The sequence below is a fragment of the Streptomyces ficellus genome (assembly GCF_009739905.1).
GTDB classification, from domain to species: domain Bacteria; phylum Actinomycetota; class Actinomycetes; order Streptomycetales; family Streptomycetaceae; genus Streptomyces; species Streptomyces ficellus_A.
The window spans coordinates 3377451-3393356 of the sequence record NZ_CP034279.1; the positions used below are offsets into that span (position 1 = coordinate 3377451).

Consider the following 15906-nt stretch of genomic DNA (forward strand, 5'->3'; position numbering starts at 1 on the left):
ACCGAGGTGTCGGCTCCCGACCAGCTGCTGGTCGTCATCGACGCGGTAGCGCGCCGGAACGACGGTGAATCCGTACGGATCGCGAGGGACGTGCTCCGCGCCGGGGCGAGCGCGAAGATCTGCCTTCCGGACACTCCGGCGGAGTTCGCCCGGGCCCTCGCGCGGCGGGGTTCGCGCCGGCCGGTGGTCATCGGGGACGACCGGGCGCTGCTGCGGGCGGTGGCCCAGCTGCACCGGGGCCGGGAGCTGGCCGACGGGGCGCTGTCGGTGGTCCCGGTGGGGCCGCGCGGCGCGGTGGAGCTGTCCGGGTCGCTGGGTGTGCCGCTCGGCGCGGTGGCCGCGGCGCGGGCCGTGCTGGAGGGGTCGGCGCGGCGGCTGGACCTGCTGGTCGACGACGGCGACGGCGTGGTGGTGCGGAGCCTGCGGATCCCCGTGGGGCCGGCCGGGCCGGCGGTGGTCGAGCCGCCGTCGGTGTGGGACACCTGCCGGTCGCTGGTGCGGACGCTGGTGCGCCCGGCTCCGTCCGTGCCGGGGATGCGTGCGGCGACGCGGACGCACCGGCTGCGGGTCGAGGCCGACGGGCGGCTGCTGAGCGACGTGGACGACCCGGTCGAGGGCGTGACGGTGCGCTCCCGCGGCGGGGTCGCCGAGGTGGTCGTACGGCCCCGGGCGGCGGAGCCGGTGCGCGTGGAGGCGACGGCGGTCACCGTGTCGGGCGCCGCGTTCCGCTACCGCGCGGACGCGCTGGTCACCGGGCCGGTCGGGACCCGTACGTGGACGCTGCGCCCCGCGGCCTGGTCGCTGACGCTGCCGCAGTCGCTGACGCCGCCGGCGGAGTAGGCCCCGCCCCGGGTCCCCTCCCCGGACCCGCCCCGGACGCCGCTCCTACAGGGCGTCGAGCGGGCCCGTCATGGGGTGGGGCGTGGTGTCGTCGTCCTCGTCGTCGTCCGGGGAGCCGGGGAACATCAGCCAGGCGCTGGCGGTGACCAGGCCCAGGGAGGTCAGGCCCAGGGCGAACTTCAGCAGCCGCATGCCGCCCACCCACCCGTGCGGGGCCCCGAACACGACCCAGAACCCGAGGGCCGCTCCGGAGAGCAGGACGATGACGGCGGCGATACGGCGCAGGACGGTCGACATCCGACCATGATCGCACCGGGCGTCCGGCCGGGTTTCGCGACCCCGGGTTTCGCGACCCCCAGGTTTCGCGATCCCGTTCAGACCTCCACCAGCAGGCCGTCCAGGCCGCGGATCACGAAGCCGGGCCGCCGCTCCGGCTCCTTGGCGAGCCGGAGCGCGGGGGCGCGCTCCAGCAGGGCCGTCATGGAGGCGGCCAGCTCGATCCGGGCCAGCGGGGCGCCGACGCAGTAGTGGATGCCCGCGCCGAAGGAGATGTGCGGGTTGTCCCGGCGGGACAGGTCCAGCGTGTCGGGGCGGTCGAAGGCGTCCGTGTCGCGGTTGGCCGAGCCGAAGAGCAGGGCGACCTCCGCGCCGCGCGGGACGGTCGTGCCGTCGATCTCGATGTCGTCCAGCACCCAGCGCTCGAACAGCTGGAGCGGGGTGTCGTAGCGGAGGAGCTCCTCCACGGCCGTGGGCACCCCGACGTCGCCCGCCCGCAGCGCGGCGAGCTGCTCCGGGTGGCGGAACAGGGTCCACCAGCCGCCCACGGTGGAGTTGACCGTGGCCTCGTGGCCCGCGTTCAGCAGCAGCACACAGGTGGAGATCATCTCCTGCTCGCTGAGCCGGTCGCCCTCGTCGTACGCCGCGATCAGCGCGCTGATCAGGTCGTCGCCCGGGGCCGAGCGCCGCTCGGCGATCAGCTGCCGCAGGTACGCGGAGAACTCGTCCGACGCCCGCACCGCCCGCGCGGCCGTCTCCTCGCCGGGGTTCAGCTCGTACATCCCGCAGATGTCCGCCGACCAGGGCCGCAGCGGCGCCCGGTCGGACTCGGGGATGCCGAGCATCTCGGCGATGACGGCGACCGGCAGCGGCTCGGCGACCGCGCCCAGCAGGTCGCCGCCGCCCTCCGCGACCAGGGCGTCGACCAGCTCGCCGGCCAGCCGCTCGACGTACGGCTTCAGCCGCTCGACCGTGCGCGGGGTGAACGCCTTCGACACCAGGCGCCGGATGCGGGTGTGGTCCGGCGGCTCCAGGTCCAGCATCCCGTGGTCGTTCAGCACGTGGAACGGCTCGTGCGCGGCCGGCGGCGGGGTGCGGCCGAACTCCTCGTGGGTGAAGCGGTGCCGGTACGTCCGCCCCAGCCGGCGGTCCCGCAGCAGCGCCGAGACGTCGGCGTGGCGCGGGACCAGGTACTGGCGGGTCGGCTCGAACCAGTGCACCCGGCCGCGGGCGCGCAGCTCGGCGTAGGCGGGGTACGGGTCGGCGACGAACGCGGGTGACCACGGGTCGAAGTCCATGCGCCCCGACCCTAGAGACCGATCACCCCGGTGTCACCAGCCGTGCCTCGTACGCGAAGACCGCCGCCTGCGTACGGTCCCGCAGGCCCAGCTTCACCAGGATGCGGCTCACATGGGTCTTGATCGTCGACTCGGCGACGACCAGGTGGGAGGCGATCTCGCCGTTCGACAGGCCCTGGGCGATCAGCACCAGCACCTCCGTCTCGCGCTCCGTCAGGTCGCCCACCTGGGCGAGGGCCGGCGGGCGGGACGACTCGGCGGTCTTGGCGAACTCGGTGATCAGGCGCCTGGTGACCGTGGGCGCCAGCAGCGCCTCGCCGCCCGCGACCACCCGTACCCCCTCGGCGAGCTGACGCGCGGAGGCGTCCTTCAGCAGGAAGCCGGACGCGCCGGCGCGCAGCGCCTGGTACACGTACTCGTCGAGGTCGAACGTCGTCAGGACCAGCACCTTCGCGTCGCCGTCGGCGGCGACGATCTCGCGGGTGGCGTCGATGCCGTTCATCTCCGGCATCCGGATGTCCATCAGGACGACGTCCGGGCGCAGCGCCCCGACCTGCCGGACCGCCTCCCTGCCGTTGACGGCCTCGCCGACGACCTCGATGTCGGGCATGGCGTTCAGCAGGACGGAGAAGCCCTCGCGGACCATGCTCTGGTCGTCGACGATCAGTACGCGGATGACGGGGCCGGTCATGACGCCTCCTGCCGCTGTGCCGGGATGAACGCCGCGACCTCGTAGCCGCCGTCGTCCGTCGTCTCCGCCGTCATCTCGCCGTCCAGCATCGCCACCCGCTCCCGCATGCCCGTTATCCCGTGTCCGGCGCCCGGTGAGGGCTTGACGAGGCCTCGCGGCGGCCCGTTCACCACCCGCAGGCCCAGCCCGCCGAGCACGTACGACACCTCCACCTTCGCGGACGCGCCGGGGGCGTGCCGCAGGACGTTGCTCAGCGCCTCCTGGACGATCCGGTACGCGGACAGCTCCACGCCCTGGGGCAGCTCGCGGGCCGCGCCGGTGACCGTGGCGTCCACGGTGAGTCCGGCGTCGCGGACGTTGGCGATCAGGGCGCCGAGGTCGTTGAGCGTCGGCTGCGGCGCGTCCGGCGCCTCGTAGTCCTCGGCCCGTACGACGCCCAGGATGCGGCGCAGCTCGGTCAGCGCGGCCACCGCGTTCTCGCGGATGGTGACGAACGCCTGCTCCAGCTCGGGCGGCGGGTTCTCCACCCGGTAGGGGGCGGCCTCGGCCTGGATGGCGACGACCGACATGTGGTGGGCGACCACGTCGTGCAGCTCGCGGGCGATGGTGGTGCGCTCCTCCAGCAGGGTGCGCCGGGACCGCTCCTGGGCGGTGACGGTCTGCTGGGCGGTGACCTCCTCCTTCGCCGCGCGGCGGGTGTGGAAGACGGTGACGGACAGCAGCACGAAGGCGGAGACGACGAGCAGCGGCCAGGTCGTGCCGCCGCTGCCGCGGCTGAGGACGAGCTCGCAGAAGAAGCCGAACGCGCCGGTCAGCGCCCACATCCAGGCGGCGGTGCGGGGGCGGGTGCGGGCCGCGACCACGGTCATGACGGTGAGCTGGCCCATGAAGCTGGTCGGGGCCCACGGCCAGCCGTCCCAGTAGCCGGACATGATGCTCACGAACGGGGCCGTCGCCAGGGAGAGCCAGAACGCGCCGACGGGCCGGACCAGGGTCAGCAGGATCACGGCGGCCGGGACGATCCCGGTGACGGGCTTCCCCTCCGTGTACCCCACGGACATCACGATCAGGGCCGCCCCCGCCACCAGGGCGTGCGGGAACCAGGCCACGTACTCGCGGACGAACCGCGGCAGCCGCCTGGTCACCGGCCCGTCGGTGCGCATGGGCGCCAGCAGCCGGTAGGCGAACACGTCGTCGAGGAGCTCGCGGCGCATGCCCTGGAACAGGCCGCTGGCCATCCGGTACTCCGGGCTGCGGTTTCTTGTGTCGGTCACGCCATAAACCGTAAGCAACCGCGGGGACGCGGTCGTCACCTTGGATGTGGATCCTTCCGCGTCCCCCTGGAGTACTACGCCGCTGACCAGGGGCGGAACGCGTCGGCGTGTGTCCGGGCCCACTCGGCGAAGGTGCGGGCCGGCCGGCCGGTGACCCGTTCCACGGTGTCGTGGACCGTGCGGCCCTCCACCGGGGTGTCCCCGTACACCTCCAGCAGGAAGTCGATCACGTCCTGCGGGCGGCCCTCCGCCCGCCACTGCTCGACCGCCTCCGCCTCCGACAGCTCCACCAGCCGCACCTGTCGGCCGCGGGCCGCCGCGATCGCGTCGGTCTTGTCCTTGAGGGTGAGCACCTCGGGGCCGGTGACCAGGTACTCCCGGCCCGCGTGGCCGTCCTCGGTGAGGGCGACCGCCGCGACCGCCCCGATGTCCCCCTCGTGGACCATGGCGCTGCGCCGGCCGGTGAAGGGTTCCCGGACCTCGTCGGCCGTCCGGATGCCCTCCGCCCACTCCAGGGCGTTCGCCATGAACTCCACCGGCGTGACCACCGTCCACGGCACGCCGCCCGCCCGCACGGCGTCCTCCAGCGGGGTGGGCCCTCCGCCGTTGAGGACGGTGATCCGCCGCACCCCGGCCTCGCGGGCCAGGTCCACGATGCGCGGGCCGGTCTCCAGCGGGGCGAAGTACTCGCCGCCGAAGGTGATCAGGTGCAGGCCGGTGACCCCGTCGAGGGCGCCGGTGAGGGTGTCGGGGTCGGTCAGGTCGCCGCGTACGACCTCGACGCCGTCGGGGAGGCCGGCCTTCGCGGGGTCGCGGGTCAGGGCGCGGACGGGCCGGCCGAGGCGCAGCAGCTCGGCGACCACCTGGCGGCCGACGGTGCCGGTCGCGCCGGTCACGAGGTTCATACGGTTCGTGCCGCTCTCGCGGTTCTCGCGGTTCGTCATGGAGCCGACGCTACGAACCCTTGCGGTCAGCCTCCGTCCGCGATCACCACGCCAGTTGGGCGATCTCCTCGGCGACCACCGCGCAGGCGTCGGCGGCCGGGTCGATCAGCGGGAAGTGCCCCACTCCGTCCAGCAGCGTCAGCCCGACCGTCTCGCCCGCCCTCGCCGCCGCGTCCACGTACGCCTCGGCGACGGCCTGCGGTACGACGCTGTCCTCCCGGCCCTGCACCACCGCCGTGGCGATCCCGGTCGGCAGCAGCGCCGCGGGGTCGGCGCACTCCGCCCGCGCCGCGAAGCCGGCGTCCCCGCCGAGCAGTTGCCGCACGGCGCCACCGCACACGTCCAGCTCCACCGCACGCTCGAAGTGCGCGATGGGCGCCAGCGCGACCACCCCGCGCAGCGGGGGCGGACCGGCCGGCCGCCACGGCGACCCGGCGGGCAGGACGTGCCGGGCGGCCGCCCACAGCGCCAGGTGCCCGCCCGCCGAGTGGCCGGTGACGACCGTGCGGCGCGTGTCGGCCCCCGGCAGGTGCGTCCGCGCCAGGGCGGGCAGCGCGTCCAGCGCGGCGGCGACGTCGTCGAACGTCTCCGGCCACCGCCCGGCCACGGGGCCGTTCCCCCGGGGTGACGGGATCTCACCGCCGCGCCGGTACTCGACGTTGGCGACGGCGAACCCGCGCCGGGCCAGGTAGTCCACGAAAGGGGTGATGTGCCACCGGTCGTACGGCGCCCGCCACGCCCCGCCGTGCAGCACGACCACGAGAGGTCCGCGACCGCCCCCTCGGGGCGCGTAGAAGTCCACCACCTGGTCCGGGTGGTCGCCGTACGCAGCGGTGGAGTCGGGGTCGACGGCCGGATGCGACAGGGCCGACGCCTCCTCGGCGGCGTCGCGCGCGGCGGGGTCGGGCATGGTGCTCAGCCTTTCGGTGACGAGGCCGGTTCGGCCTGACCTGCGGGGGACCGTATCAGCCCCTGGCGCCCCCGCAGTTCAGGGCCGAACATCAGCCCGCGGGCTCCGAAAGCACGTCCGTCGCCCCGTCCGCCGGCACCTCCGTCACCATGTCCGCCGGTACGTCCGCCAGCACGTCCGCGAGCACCCGCGCCGCGCGCTCCGCGTCCGCGAAGGACACGTACAGCGGGGTGAAACCGAAGCGCAGCACGTCGGGCCGGCGCAGGTCGCCGACGACGCCCCGGGCGATGAGCTCCTTCATCACGGCGTGGGCGTCCGCGCAGCTCAGGCTCACCTGGCTGCCCCGCTCGGCGTGCGCCTCCGGGGTGACCGAGGTGACCCGGCCCGCGGGCACGTAGGCCTCGACACACTCCAGGAAGAAGTCCGTCAGGGCCAGGCTCTTGGCCCGCACCGCCTCGATCGGCACCCCGTCCCACACGTCCAGCGCCGCCTCGAGCGCCAGCATGGACAGGATGTCGGGCGTGCCGACCCGGCCGCGGACCGCGCCTTCCGCCGCCGCGTAACCGGGGGTCATCGCGAAGGGGTCGGCGTGCGAGTTCCAGCCGGGCAGCGGCGAGTCGAAGCCCGCCTGGTGGCGCTCGGCGACGTACAGGAACGCGGGCGCGCCGGGGCCGCCGTTGAGGTACTTGTACGTGCAGCCGACGGCCAGGTCCACGCCGTGCGCGTCCAGCCCGACCGGCAGGGCGCCCGCGCTGTGGCACAGGTCCCACACGGCGAGCGCGCCCGCCGCGTGGACGGCGGCCGTGATGCCCGGCAGGTCGTGCAGCCGGCCCGTGCGGTAGTCGACGTGGTTGACGAGCGCGACGGCCGTGCGCGGACCGACCGCGTCCGCGACCTCGCCGGGGGCCGCTGCCACGAGGCGCTTGCCGGTCAGGCGCGCGGCCGACGCGGCGATGTAGCCGTCCGTGGGGAAGGTGGTGGCGTCCACGACGATCTCGTCCCGGTCCTCGCCGGCCAGCCGCACGGCGCCGACCAGCGCCTTGAAGACGTTGACGCTCGTCGAGTCGCCCACCACCAGCCGGCCGGGTGCCGCGCCGACGAGCGGCGCGATCCGGTCGCCGATCCGTTCCGGCGCGGTCCACCAGCCGCTCTCGTCCCAGGAGCGGATGCGCAGCTCGCCCCATTCGCGGGTGATGACGTCGGCCATGCGGGCCGGTACGTGCCGGGGCAGCGCGCCGAGCGAGTTGCCGTCCAGGTACACCACGCCGTCGTCGAGCGCGAACAGCTCGCGGAGGGCGGCCAGTTGGTCCTGGGCGTCCAGCGCCGCCGCCCTGGAGGCCAGGGTCCCCGGTATGCGCGCCGTTCCGGTCATGAGGTCGTCAGACATGGCTGCGGGCCGTCCACACCTCGGGGAACACGTTCTTGCGGGCCCGCTTCTCCAGCCAGGCCACCCCGGCGGAGCCGGCCGTGCCGGTCTTGGAGCCCATCGCGCGCCGCGTCGCCACCAGGTGGTCGTTGCGCCATCGCCACACCAGCTCGCCCACGTCCGTCAGGGCCTCGCCGAGCCGGACCAGCTCATCGTTCTCGCCGGGGTTCGCGTAGATCCCCGCCCAGACGGCCTCGACCGCCTGCGACGGCTCGTACTTCTGCGACAGGTCCCGCGTGAGGACGCTGTCCGGCACCGGCAGGCCGCGCCGGGCGAGGAGCCGCAGGACCTCGTCGTACAGGCTCGGCTCGTGCAGGGCCTTCTCCAGCTCCGCGTGGACGCGCGGGGCGCCCCGGTGCGGGACCAGCATGGACGCGGACTTGTCGCCGAGCAGGAACTCCATCCGCCGGTACATCGCCGACTGGAACCCGGAGCCCTCGCCGAGCGCGCTGCGGTAGGAGTTGAACTGGGCGGGCGTGAGGCGGGCGAGCGGCTTCCAGGAGGCGTTCAGCGCCTCAAGCTCGCGTGCGGAACGCCCGAGCGCGTCCATCGCCACCGGGATCCGGTCCTCGCGCAGGGCGCGGCTCGCGGTCTCCCACTCGTGGACGATCACGGTGAACCACAGCTCCATGACCTGGGTGGTGACCAGGAAGACCATCTCTCCCGGATCGTCCGAGAGCGGGTGCTGGAGGTGGGTGAGGACGTCCGCCTGGACGTAGTCCTCGTACGGCGTGGTGCCGGTGTACTCCAGGTTCGGGGTGTCCGAACCGGATACAGAGGCATCGGGGGAAGTAGACATCGCTGTCTCCGTCAATGCGTGCTACCGGGTAGCGGTCTGCTCCTTCCATCAGTGGCGGAGCCCCGGTCCCCTCGGGACCCGAGCGTGTGTACGCCCGGTCCCAGTCGCATCATGACACGAGCGGACCATCGATGTACCGGCCGGCGGTGTCATACGGCCACGCATTGGACGTGCAGCCGTCCAGGCCCTTGATCTGCTGCATCATCACCGGTGCGGGCTTCCCCGGGCCGCCGCAGCCCAGGTGCCGGCTGATGCCGAGCTCGTGTCCGACCTCGTGGTTGATGATCAGGTGCCGGTACTCGGCGGGCGGTCCCGCGAAGGTGGGGGAGCCCAGCGTCCAGCGCTTGAGGTTCACCACGACGCCGTCGACGGTCTCGCAGTTCAGCTCGCCGCCCGTGTCGAGGCCCTGCTTCGCGCAGAGGGCGTCGGCGGTCTTCGGGGTGGCGATCCGGATGACGAAGTCGGCGTCCTGCGTGACCAGCTGGAACGAGCCCCGGCCGTGCGCGGCCCAGCCCCTGGGGTGGGCCATGATGCGCTCGATCTCCGCCGCCGCGCCGGTGGGCGAGAGGTCGATGCCGTTCTCGACCTGGACGCTGTAGCGGCGCGGGGTGCCGGAGCCGGTCCTGACGCCGTGGGCCCGGGCGGTGGTGAAGGTGCCGGGACCGGACGACGGGACGCTCGCGGGTGCGCCGGGCTCGTCCCGCCGGGGCGGGGAGTCGCGGTCCGCGCGCGGCGGGGCGACGGGCGCACGGGCGTGGGGCGGCTCGGCGACCGGCTGCCGTGCGGGAGCCCCGGCGTCGGTCGTGGCGTCGGCGGCCCGCCAGTGGGCGAGGGCGGCGCCACCGCCCAGGCAGACGCCCACCAGGGTGAGGGAGGCGAGGACTATCCGGCCCGCCGGTCCACGGCGCCCGCCGCCTCCGCCCCCGCCTCTCGCACCCCGGCGACGACGTCCGCGCGATGCGGCAGCACGCTTGCCCAAGACAGAACCCCGTTTCGATGGTGCGTGCGATCGTACCGGCGACGCACCCCGAAAAGATGCGACCCGCCTCACCCGGAACGGAGGGAACCAGTCCGGGTGGGCGGGCCGTCACGGCGCGGAAAACCCCAGGTCAGCTGAGGGTGTCGGCGGCCAGGGGCGAGGAGTCACGGAGGAACGTGGAGCAGCGCTCGTACTCCTCCTGCTCACCGATCGCCTGCGCGGCGCGGGCCAGCGCGTTCAGGGCGCGGAGGAAGCCGCGGTTCGGCTCATGCTCCCACGGCACCGGGCCGTGGCCCTTCCAGCCGCTGCGGCGCAGGGCGTCCAGACCGCGGTGGTAGCCGGTCCTGGCGTACGCGTACGACTCGACGACCCGGCCGCCGTCGAAGGCGTCGTCGGCGAGCTGGGCCCAGGCCAGCGAGGAGGTGGGGTACTTCGCGGCGACGTCCGCGGGCGCGGCGCCGCTCGCGAGCAGCTCGCGCGGCTCCGGGTCGTCGGGCAGGTGGGTGGGGGGCGGTCCCCCCAGCAGGTTTTCGTGGATACCCATGCCACCAGTGTCACAGGCCCGGCACCGCGTGAGCGATGCCGGGCCCGTGTCGGACGTTCAGGATGGCGCTTCAGACCATCGAGGTGTTACTTCAGCTTGGTGCCGGTCGAGCGCAGCGCCGCGCACGCCTCGGTGACGCGCTTGGCCATGCTCGCCTCGGCGAGCTTGCCCCAGGTGCGCGGGTCGTAGGTCTTCTTGGAGCCGACCTCGCCGTCGACCTTCAGCACACCGTCGTAGTTCTTGAACATGTGGTCCGCGACGGGGCGGGTGAAGGCGTACTGGGTGTCCGTGTCGAGGTTCATCTTCACGACGCCGTTCTCCAGCGCGGTGGCGATCTCCTCGGCCGTGGAGCCGGAGCCGCCGTGGAAGACGAAGTCGAACGGGTCGGCCTTGCCGAAGCGCTCGGCGACGCCCTGCTGGAGGTCCTTGAGCAGCTCGGGGCGGAGCACGACGTTGCCCGGCTTGTAGACGCCGTGGACGTTGCCGAAGGACGCGGCCAGCAGGTAGCGGCCCTTCTCGCCCAGGCCGAGCGCCTCGGCGGTGCGGATGGCGTCGTCGACGGTGGTGTACAGCTCGTCGTTGATCTCGTGGGTGACGCCGTCCTCCTCGCCACCGGTCGGGGTGATCTCGACCTCAAGGATGATCTTGGCGGCGGCGGCCTTCGCGAGCAGCTCCTGGCCGATGGCCAGGTTGTCGGCGAGGGTCTCGGCCGAGCCGTCCCACATGTGCGACTGGAAGAGGGGGTTCTCGCCCTTGGCCACCCGCTCGGCGGAGACGTCGAGCAGCGGACGCACGTAGCCGTCGAGCTTGTCCTTCGGGCAGTGGTCCGTGTGCAGGGCGATGGTGACGTCGTACTTCGCGGCGACGATGTGGGCGAACTCGGCCAGGGCGACCGCACCGGTCACCATGTCCTTGCTGTACTGGCCGCCCAGGAACTCCGCACCACCGGTCGAGATCTGGATGATGCCGTCGCTCTCTGCCTCGGCGAACCCACGCAGGGCGGCGTGCAGGGTCTGCGACGAGGTGACGTTGATGGCCGGGTAGGCGAACTTGCCTGCCTTCGCCCGGTCGAGCATCTCGTTGTAGATCTCGGGGGTTGCGATGGGCATCTGTCCGCTCCTTGTGATCTGCGGTTGCGTTGCGTTGCTGATCCCTGACCTGGGGGCGACGTCATCGTCGCCCCTATCTTTCCAGACTCCTCCGCGGGCTCCACCCCGCCTGCCACAAGGGGCGGACCGTTTCACGTGAAACAGTCCGCCCCCGGGAAAAACCGCTGGTCAAGCCCTATGGGTGCTCAGGCCAGGCCGAGCTCGTCCAGGGCGTAGGCGTACCGGTAGGGCACTCCGGCCGTCTGGCTGATCTTCTCCGCCGCGCCGGTCGCCCGGTCCACGATCGTGGCCACCGCGACGACCTCGGCACCGGCCTCGCGGACCGCCTCCACCGCGGTGAGCGGCGAGCCACCCGTGGTGGAGGTGTCCTCCACGACCAGGACGCGGCGGCCCTTGATGTCCGGGCCCTCGACACGGCGCTGCATGCCGTGCGCCTTGGCGGCCTTGCGTACGACGAAGGCGTCGAGCGTCCGGCCGCGCGCGGCGGAGGCGTGCAGCATCGCGGTCGCGACCGGGTCGGCGCCCAGGGTGAGGCCGCCGACCGCGTCGAAGTCCAGGTCGGCGGTCAGATCGAGCATGACCTGACCGACGAGCGGCGAGGCCACGCCGTCCAGGGTGATCCGGCGCAGGTCGACGTAGTAGTCGGCCTCCAGACCCGAGGAGAGGGTCACCTTGCCGTGCACCACGGCCTTGTCCTTGATCTGCTGGAGCAGATCGGCTCGTACGTCAGTCATGCCCATGAGCTTAAAGCCGCCGCGCTCAGAGCCGCCGCCAGGCGAAGGTCGCGGCGATCTCCAGCGGCTCGATGGGGGTGACCAGGTGCGGAGCGGTGTTGAGGCCGTTCGGCGGGCCCGACTGGGGCTCCACGCAGACCGCGGCCTCCTGCTCGTCGTACACCACGACCCACGGGGCGCGGCTGGTGACCTTCAGCTCCAGCCGACCGGGCCAGGTGAGGGTGACGTCCACCCCGTCGGGCATCCCGAAGCAGTCGTCCCAGGGGCCGGGGGTGGGCGCGATCCGGCGGCCGGTGGGCAGGTGGTCCTCGCCCCGCTCCTCCTGCCACTCGGGCGTGAAGTCGACGCGCACGTCCTCCCCGCCGAGGCTGCGGTTGAACCAGGGGTGCCAGCCGGCCTGGGCGGGAAAGGAGTCTCGTTGCGTCTCGACACCGAGCCGGAGCGTCAGCTCGTCCTCCGTCAGGCCCACGGTCTGGGTGACGCGGCCGGGGTACGGCCAGGGCTCGGCGAGGTCGTAGGTGAACACCGCGTCCGCCTTGTCGGCGGCGGCGGTGCGCCACACGGTGTCCCGTCCGGTGCCGTGGATGGCGTGCGGCGGGGAGTTGAGCGGCATCTGATGCCATGTCGCCCCACTGAGGAACCGGCCGTTCGCGATGCGCCCGCACCAGGGCACCATCGGGAAGCAGCCGTACCTGTCGCCCTGCCGCAGCAGTTCGTCCCCGCCGATACGCAGGCTCTCGATGCGGCATCCGTTGTCCGGACGCACCGTCAACTCGACGTCTCCGGCCGCGAGCCGGACGCTCTGTTCGCTACTGGTCACGCCACCGACACTACTTGCGGCGGCGCAGTGCTCGCCCTACCACCACGGCCGACGCGAGGGCGAGCGCCGCGGCCGGGGCGAGCCAGCGCAGCGTGTCGGTCGTCGACGCGGCCTGCGGGCCGGGCGTGGGCGCGTACCGGCCCCGGGGCGGCGCGTGGTCGACCTCCTCGGCACTCCGCCCGATCATGGTCCGCCGGGCGTGCGCCGCCTCGACACCCGGGTCGGCGAGCGCCTCGTCGGGCAGGTCGGGCACCTCGAACTCGGCGTCGGCGAGCGGGTCGAGCGACGGCGGCGGTACGGGAGCGTCGAACACCGACCCGGCGCTCTCGGCCCCCTGGTCCACCCCGTCGTCGTCGACGTCACCGAGCTCGTCCGTCTCGTCAACGTCATCGACGCCGTCCAGGTCGTCGGCGTCGCGCACCGCTCCGGCGGCGGCCGTCGCGGCGAGCGCCTCGGCGAAACGGTCCAGCAGGCGGTGCGCGGCCGAGACCGCCGCGTCCTCGGGCAGTTCCTTCAGCCGGCCCTCGGCGCTCGTCGTCCCCGTGAAGCGCAGCGTCGTACCACCCTCGACCCTGGACAGACGCACCGTCAGGGTCAGCTTCGCCGAGCCGGTGCCGCGCACCTCCGCGCCCTCACCCTCCACGACGTACGTCTCGTCGTCGCGGGACGCGAGGTGCAGGGCGCCCCGGTAGGTGATCGAGTGCCCGCCGGCCCGCACCTTGAGGCGGCCCGAGAGGGGGCCGGCCGACGCGTCCGCGTCCTGCTGGAACCCGGGTACGCACGGGGCGACCCGCTCGGGGTCGGCCAGCGCGGCGCGCAGGGTCTCCACATCAACCGGAACGAACACCTCATGCTCCATGGAGCCCGAGCCTACCCACGCCCGGCCCTCACGTCTCCCATGTGCACAAGGCCAAAAGGGGTCACTCGCCGTATCTGGGGTGGACCAGCGTCGACGGCGGCAGTCCCGCCGGGCGCGGCCACACCGCCCGGCTCACCCCGTCCACCTCCTCCGGGTCCGGCGGGCCGTGGTCCGGCGCGGCGAGGAAGAAGCCCCAGTCGGCGGGCATCGAGCCGCCGCCCGTCGACCGGTCGGGCCCCGCGCCGAAGCCGGACAGCCGCCCGGTGGCGCGGTAGGGCCGGGTCGTGAAGCCGGCCGACCGCAGCGTGGCGTCCACCGTCCAGAACGTCCGCGGCCGCGACACCATGGGCCCCGCGTGCACCGCGAGACGCCCGCCGTCACCGAGGGCCCGCGAGACCAGGCCGTAGAACTCCGCCGAATACAGCTTGGTGCTGGCGGTGATGGCCGGATCGGGCAGGTCGCAGACCACCACGTCGTACTCCGCGCCGGACGCCACGGCCTCCCGCAGCCGGGCGAACGCGTCCCCGTGCACCACCCGCACCCTCGGGTCGCCATACGCGTGCCCGTTCAGCCGGGTCAGGGCGGGGTCGCGGCGCGCGAGGTCCACCACGCCCGGGTCCAGCTCGACGACCGTCACCGACTCCACGCCGCCGGACCGCAGGACCTCCCGCAGCGCCAGCCCGTCACCGCCGCCCAGCACCAGCACGCGTGCGTGCGGCCCGCGCATCGCGGGGTGCACCAGCGCCCGGTGGTACCGGTGCTCGTCCCGCCCGCTCACCCGCAGCCGCCCGTCCAGGAACAGCTCCACCGGCCCGCCCGGCCCGTCCGTCAGGACCACCTCCTGCACGTCCGTCTGCACCGCGACCCGCACCCGCTCCCCGTACACCGCGCGGCGCACCGAGCGCTCGAAGTCGTCGGCCAGCACCGTCGCGGTCGCGAGCACGGCCAGCACCGCCACGTTGCCGACCACCAGCAGCCACCTCTCCCGCACCGTCAGGTCGCGCCCGAACAGCAGCAGCACCAGCGCCCCGCCCGCCACCGCGTTGACCGCTCCGGTGAGCAGCGCGCTGGTGAGCTGACCCAGCCACGGCAGCAGCAGGAACGGAAAGGCGAGCCCTCCGACGAGCGCCCCCACGTAGTCGGCGGCGAACAGGTCCGCCACCGTCCCGCCCGCGTCCTGCTCGGCGCGCCGCGAGATGCGCTGGATCAGCGTCATCAGCAGCGGCATCTCCGCCCCGATGAGCACCCCGATCGCCAGCGAGAACCCCACCAGCGCGTACCGCGACTCGCCGATCCAGGCGAACGTGGCGTACAGGACGAGGGCCGAGCAGCCGCCGACCAGCGCGAGCGCGGCCTCCAGCAGCCCGAAGCCGACGGCCGCCCGGCAGCGCAAACGTTTCGCGAGGAGCGAGCCCACGCCCATCGCGAACACCATCACCGACAGGACGACGGACGCCTGCTTGACGGAGTCACCGATCAGGTACGAGGCGAGCGCGACCAGCTCCAGTTCGTACACCAGACCGCACGCCGCGCAGATGAAGACCGTGGCCAGCACCAGGAAGCGCCCCGCCCGCTGCCGCCCGGGCGGCGGTGCCATGCCGCCCTGTGCGGGCGGCACGGTGACGGAGACGTGCGGCGCTTCGATCACCCCATAACGCTACGTCACGGGTCGACCACCATTTGTCACCCACAAGGGTGTAACTAGAGGGGTGTGTGCATACGGACGCCCACACTGGTCCTGGTGACCACCAGCTGACCCTCTTGCGGGTAGGCGTGCCATGTGCGCCACCGCACCTGACCCTCCTCACGCCGGGCGAGCATGGCCGTGAAGGCGTGCGGCGAGCCGGGGAACGTACCGGCGAGGCCGTTGGGATGGTCCGCGACGAGCGCGAGCAGTTCCTGGGCACGGCCGGCGAACGCCCCCTTCGGCAGGGTCTCGACGCGCGCGGCGAACTCGTACTCCCACGCGCCGATGCGCTTCGCCACGCCCAGCGGCAGCGGCGTGCTGCTGCCGGGCATACAGGCGACGGTCTCCGAACAACTGCCCCGCTCCTCCTCGAGCAGGACCTGATGAGAGGCGCCGAGGAGCCGGAGCTGGAGGGTGGCGCCGGACAGTTCGAGATCGAGTACGGCCAGTGCGGGCAGCGCCTCCCGGCCCAGCGCCCAGGCCAGGTCGGCGGCGCGGGTGTCGGTGTAGGAGGTCTTGAGCGTCGTGAGCATGGGTCGGCTCCGCAAACAGGGTTTGACGGGTGGACCGGGGGCGTCCCGGAAGATGTTCGGGGGACTGGGGGATCTCCGTCTCGAAATCCACACACGAGGTCCGAGGGCTGGATGTCCTCGACAGCGAGGGAATCATGAACTGCGGATGACTCACAGCTTTTTTACCCAATGTGCCGTGGTTTC

Annotated in this window: 17 protein-coding genes; 1 reads left to right on the top strand and 16 read right to left on the bottom strand. The window is 73.3% G+C overall.

Translation table 11 applies throughout. The annotated features are described in order from the left end of the window. Window positions 1-6: 6 nt before the first annotated feature. Window positions 7-840, top strand: a complete 834-nt coding sequence (locus EIZ62_RS14885) for a diacylglycerol kinase (protein ID WP_156693156.1) — start codon at window positions 7-9, stop codon at window positions 838-840. A gap of 45 nt (window positions 841-885) precedes the next feature. On the opposite strand, the gene EIZ62_RS14890 is transcribed toward EIZ62_RS14885, so the two are convergent. The 16 genes from EIZ62_RS14890 to EIZ62_RS14965 form a co-directional block, all read right to left on the bottom strand. After that, window positions 886-1137, bottom strand: coding sequence for a hypothetical protein (locus EIZ62_RS14890; RefSeq protein ID WP_156693157.1), 252 nt, complete (start codon window positions 1135-1137; stop codon window positions 886-888). A gap of 77 nt (window positions 1138-1214) precedes the next feature. Continuing rightward, window positions 1215-2414, bottom strand: a complete 1200-nt coding sequence (locus EIZ62_RS14895) for a cytochrome P450 (RefSeq protein WP_156693158.1) — start codon at window positions 2412-2414, stop codon at window positions 1215-1217. A 22-nt stretch (window positions 2415-2436) separates the two neighbouring features. Next, entirely contained in the window at window positions 2437-3105 is a 669-nt protein-coding gene (locus EIZ62_RS14900) for a response regulator (protein WP_156693159.1), read from the bottom strand. Then, window positions 3102-4379: a sensor histidine kinase gene (locus tag EIZ62_RS14905; RefSeq protein WP_425281821.1), complete on the bottom strand. Its 1278-nt coding sequence runs from the start codon at window positions 4377-4379 to the stop codon at window positions 3102-3104. Before EIZ62_RS14905 ends, EIZ62_RS14900 begins: the two co-directional genes overlap by 4 nt. 74 nt (window positions 4380-4453) lie before the next feature. Continuing rightward, the gene (locus tag EIZ62_RS14910) at window positions 4454-5323 is read right to left on the bottom strand and encodes an NmrA family NAD(P)-binding protein (protein ID WP_244375704.1); all 870 of its coding nucleotides are present in this window, start codon (window positions 5321-5323) and stop codon (window positions 4454-4456) included. Window positions 5324-5366: 43 nt separating this feature from the next. After that, window positions 5367-6233 carry an alpha/beta hydrolase family protein gene (locus EIZ62_RS14915; RefSeq protein ID WP_156693160.1) on the bottom strand — a complete coding sequence of 289 codons (867 nt, stop codon included), beginning with the start codon at window positions 6231-6233 and terminating at the stop codon, window positions 5367-5369. A 91-nt stretch (window positions 6234-6324) separates the two neighbouring features. Next, entirely contained in the window at window positions 6325-7620 is a 1296-nt protein-coding gene (gene kynU / locus EIZ62_RS14920) for a kynureninase (protein ID WP_156693161.1), read from the bottom strand. After that, window positions 7613-8458, bottom strand: a complete 846-nt coding sequence (locus EIZ62_RS14925; protein ID WP_156693162.1) for a tryptophan 2,3-dioxygenase family protein — start codon at window positions 8456-8458, stop codon at window positions 7613-7615. The genes kynU and EIZ62_RS14925 overlap by 8 nt, the downstream gene beginning before the upstream one ends. Window positions 8459-8567: 109 nt before the next feature. Next, on the bottom strand, window positions 8568-9320 hold the full coding sequence (locus tag EIZ62_RS14930) for a DUF3152 domain-containing protein (protein ID WP_341873947.1): 753 nt from the start codon (window positions 9318-9320) through the stop codon (window positions 8568-8570). 247 nt (window positions 9321-9567) lie between these two features. Next, on the bottom strand, window positions 9568-9981 hold the full coding sequence (locus EIZ62_RS14935) for a DUF3151 domain-containing protein (protein WP_156693164.1): 414 nt from the start codon (window positions 9979-9981) through the stop codon (window positions 9568-9570). An 86-nt stretch (window positions 9982-10067) separates the two neighbouring features. Next, entirely contained in the window at window positions 10068-11108 is a 1041-nt protein-coding gene (gene fbaA, locus EIZ62_RS14940) for a class II fructose-bisphosphate aldolase (protein ID WP_280117771.1), read from the bottom strand. Between the two features lie 167 nt (window positions 11109-11275). Further along, window positions 11276-11824, bottom strand: a complete 549-nt coding sequence (pyrE, locus tag EIZ62_RS14945) for an orotate phosphoribosyltransferase (RefSeq protein ID WP_156693166.1) — start codon at window positions 11822-11824, stop codon at window positions 11276-11278. Window positions 11825-11849: 25 nt separating this feature from the next. Further along, window positions 11850-12644, bottom strand: a complete 795-nt coding sequence (locus EIZ62_RS14950) for an aldose epimerase family protein (protein WP_156693167.1) — start codon at window positions 12642-12644, stop codon at window positions 11850-11852. Between the two features lie 10 nt (window positions 12645-12654). After that, a complete protein-coding gene (locus tag EIZ62_RS14955; RefSeq protein ID WP_156693168.1) occupies window positions 12655-13503 on the bottom strand; it encodes an SRPBCC domain-containing protein in 849 nt (282 codons plus the stop codon). A gap of 61 nt (window positions 13504-13564) precedes the next feature. Then, window positions 13565-15100, bottom strand: a complete 1536-nt coding sequence (locus tag EIZ62_RS14960; RefSeq protein ID WP_156696408.1) for a polyamine aminopropyltransferase — start codon at window positions 15098-15100, stop codon at window positions 13565-13567. Between the two features lie 104 nt (window positions 15101-15204). Then, window positions 15205-15723, bottom strand: a complete 519-nt coding sequence (locus EIZ62_RS14965; protein ID WP_156693169.1) for a DUF2617 family protein — start codon at window positions 15721-15723, stop codon at window positions 15205-15207. Window positions 15724-15906 lie beyond the last annotated feature (183 nt).

Excerpts from the sequence above, each read along its gene's own strand:
- EIZ62_RS14955 (WP_156693168.1), bottom strand. The coding sequence starts at position 13,503 with ATGGAGCATGAGGTGTTCGTTCCGGTTGATGTGGAGACCCTGCGCGCC.
- EIZ62_RS14895 (WP_156693158.1), bottom strand. The coding sequence starts at position 2,414 with ATGGACTTCGACCCGTGGTCACCCGCGTTCGTCGCCGACCCGTACCCC.
- EIZ62_RS14910 (WP_244375704.1), bottom strand. The coding sequence starts at position 5,323 with ATGACGAACCGCGAGAACCGCGAGAGCGGCACGAACCGTATGAACCTC.
- EIZ62_RS14965 (WP_156693169.1), bottom strand. The coding sequence starts at position 15,723 with ATGCTCACGACGCTCAAGACCTCCTACACCGACACCCGCGCCGCCGAC.
- EIZ62_RS14915 (WP_156693160.1), bottom strand. The coding sequence starts at position 6,233 with ATGCCCGACCCCGCCGCGCGCGACGCCGCCGAGGAGGCGTCGGCCCTG.
- EIZ62_RS14900 (WP_156693159.1), bottom strand. The coding sequence starts at position 3,105 with ATGACCGGCCCCGTCATCCGCGTACTGATCGTCGACGACCAGAGCATG.
- EIZ62_RS14890 (WP_156693157.1), bottom strand. The coding sequence starts at position 1,137 with ATGTCGACCGTCCTGCGCCGTATCGCCGCCGTCATCGTCCTGCTCTCC.
- kynU (WP_156693161.1), bottom strand. The coding sequence starts at position 7,620 with ATGTCTGACGACCTCATGACCGGAACGGCGCGCATACCGGGGACCCTG.
- EIZ62_RS14925 (WP_156693162.1), bottom strand. The coding sequence starts at position 8,458 with ATGTCTACTTCCCCCGATGCCTCTGTATCCGGTTCGGACACCCCGAAC.
- pyrE (WP_156693166.1), bottom strand. The coding sequence starts at position 11,824 with ATGACTGACGTACGAGCCGATCTGCTCCAGCAGATCAAGGACAAGGCC.
- EIZ62_RS14960 (WP_156696408.1), bottom strand. The coding sequence starts at position 15,100 with ATGGCACCGCCGCCCGGGCGGCAGCGGGCGGGGCGCTTCCTGGTGCTG.
- EIZ62_RS14935 (WP_156693164.1), bottom strand. The coding sequence starts at position 9,981 with ATGGGTATCCACGAAAACCTGCTGGGGGGACCGCCCCCCACCCACCTG.